This is a genomic window from Acidimicrobiia bacterium (assembly GCA_040881685.1).
Taxonomy (GTDB): Bacteria; Actinomycetota; Acidimicrobiia; order IMCC26256; family PALSA-555; genus SHVJ01.
Genome location: JBBECS010000024.1, coordinates 1 through 2238 on the forward strand (window position 1 = coordinate 1; position 2238 = coordinate 2238).

Genomic DNA, 2238 nt, shown 5'->3' on the forward strand with positions numbered 1-2238 from the left:
CGCGTGCGCGCGAGTCCGCAGTACGAGCAGTCCGATCGGCAGCCGTCGTCATAGTTGAGGAGCAGGTTGATGCCACCGAAGTCGAACTCGCGACTGAACCGGCCTGAGCGGAAGCGCAAGGCGATTGCGCTCGCACCCGAGATTCGCACCCAGTCGGGGCTGACCTCGGGACAGGTCGTGGCCGCGCCCGCGGCGTCGGCGGGCGCGGCGATCAGCGGGACGGTGGTCTTGGTCACGGTGCCTCCGGGAAGTAGCAGGAGCCGTCACGCAGCGGCGCCGCTGCCTCGCCACGCGCGTCGGTTGCGCGGGCACCGGCGTCGAGCACGGCATCGACGAGGACGTCGGCAGGCACGCCGAGACCGGTGTCACCGTCCGCGGCCCGCACGGCAACCCCCACGAGCTCGGTGCGCTCCAGTCGCTTCCACCGCAGCGCTTCCTCGATGCGAACGAGCGGCGCCGGCAAGTCGTTGAAGTCGCCGGTGAACAGCGCGCTCTTGATCGTGTCGCCGCTCAACGCCACGTAGCAGCGCACGAGACCGGCCGGCGTCTTGACCACGCTCGTCGCGGTGGCGTCCTTCTGCGGGCTGCGTTGGTGCAACCAATCGTTGGTCGAATACTTCTCGGCGACGAGCCGTTCGGAGCCGGCGACCTCACGGGCTTCGGGTTCCTCCTCGGTGAGCTTGAGGTCAAGCGCCTTGGCAAAGCCGATGGCCACCTGCTCGCGCAACTTCGCGCCAACCCAGTGACCCCTCGCCTCCGCTGCGACCGTCGTGACCCGCTCGCGTACGGCGGACACCGCCTTGTCGCCAAGCTTTGCCGCCGGGATGCGCAGCACCTGAAGCATGAACTCGACGTCGAGGTCGGCGAGCACACTCGAATGGAACAGCAGGGCACCGTTGCCATCCAGATAGAGACCGAGCCCCGCGATCTTCCGGCCTCCCACCTCGAGGTCGTTCTTCCCGCGAAAGCGCGCCTCGATCCCGAGCTCGGCCAGGCCGGCGACGATGCCCGCCGAATAGCGCTCGAGCAGCTCCTTGGGCCGCTCGGCGGCCGGGGCTCGGGTCACGACGGCGACTCCGAGCTGCCCCGCTCCCATCACGATGGCGCCGCCGCCGGTCGGGCGGCGATTCACATCGGTTCCGGAAGTCTCGCACGCCGCCAGATCGACTTCGGCCTCGAGGTGCTGGTACCGGCCGATGAGCGCGACGTGGCTGCGGTACGTGTAGAGCCGGAGCGTCGGTGGCCGGGCCGGCGCGGCGCGCGCGTAGCCCGCCATCAATGCTTCGTCGAGGGCGAGGCCCTCGGCGCCACCGACACCGTCGGACACGAGGAGGCGCCAGCGCTCCATCACTCGCCGACCTCGGCCAGCGACACCTCGGAGTACTGGGTGCCGCCGTCGCCCGCCCAGGTGAGTGAGCAGCAGTACTCATAGAGGCGCGGTTCGAGGCCGCGACTCCGCGCGTACTCGATGGCGCCCTCGGCCGGGTATGCGATCCCGTTGAGCCCATGGTCGACCGCGGCCCGGTCGAGCTCGCGCTTCATGTCGCCGAGCGGGCGCGCGCAGCCGAGGTTGACCTTGGTCGTCGGCATCGCGAGGCGCGCCTTGGCGAAGAAGTCGACGACGTCCTCGAGTGGCGGCGGCGGGAGGTGCCCCATCGGTGTGCCGACCAACGGGACGAGGACCACGAGGATGAGGGTCGACACCGGGTAGCGGCAGATCATCTCCAGCGCTCGGTCCTCGCCGAGGAATCGGCCGTAGTGCAGCCCGAGCACGATGTGGGGGATGATCCGCAAGCCTCGCTCCGCGAGCAGCTCGAGCGAGCGCTCGAAGTCGCGTGCCGTCAGATCGAGGTGGTACACGTCGCGGATCGTCTCGTCGGCGCCGATGATGTCGAGCATCACGCCGTCGACCCCGGCGTCGGCCAGCCCCTCTGCGAGCTGCGGCGACACGACGCCGGAGTGCACGATCACGGTCATGCCGAGCTCGTCGCGGATGCGGGGCACGTGCTTGAGGTGGGGCAGGTGCGGGACCCCGCCGCTGCGGCCGGATCCGCCCGACACGAGCAGCCCCTCGCTGCCCTGGGCCTTCAGGCTCCGGGCCAGCTCGTAGAGGTTGGAGCCCGCTCGCACCGAGATCATCCCCTCGAGCACCTTGGCCTGGCAGTGGTCACAGCTCAGCGCGCACGCGGACCCGGTGACCGAGACCGGCAAGAAGCGACGCGGGTTCGTCGGCTTCCA

The 2238-nt window shown here is 70.0% G+C and carries 3 protein-coding genes; all 3 read right to left on the reverse strand.

Annotated features, from left to right (window positions below; translation table 11 throughout):
• The coding region (locus WEE69_06215; protein ID MEX1144879.1) for a hypothetical protein at positions 1-236 on the reverse strand (236 nt) is incomplete at its 3' end.
• Positions 233-1348, reverse strand: a complete 1116-nt coding sequence (locus WEE69_06220) for a biotin/lipoate A/B protein ligase family protein (GenBank protein MEX1144880.1) — start codon at positions 1346-1348, stop codon at positions 233-235. The genes WEE69_06220 and WEE69_06215, both read right to left, overlap by 4 nt.
• The coding region (locus WEE69_06225) for a radical SAM protein (GenBank protein ID MEX1144881.1) at positions 1348-2238 on the reverse strand (891 nt) is incomplete at its 5' end. The genes WEE69_06220 and WEE69_06225, both read right to left, overlap by 1 nt.

Coding starts and splice junctions, on each gene's coding strand:
- WEE69_06220 (MEX1144880.1), bottom strand. CDS start 1,348: ATGGAGCGCTGGCGCCTCCTCGTGTCCGACGGTGTCGGTGGCGCCGAG.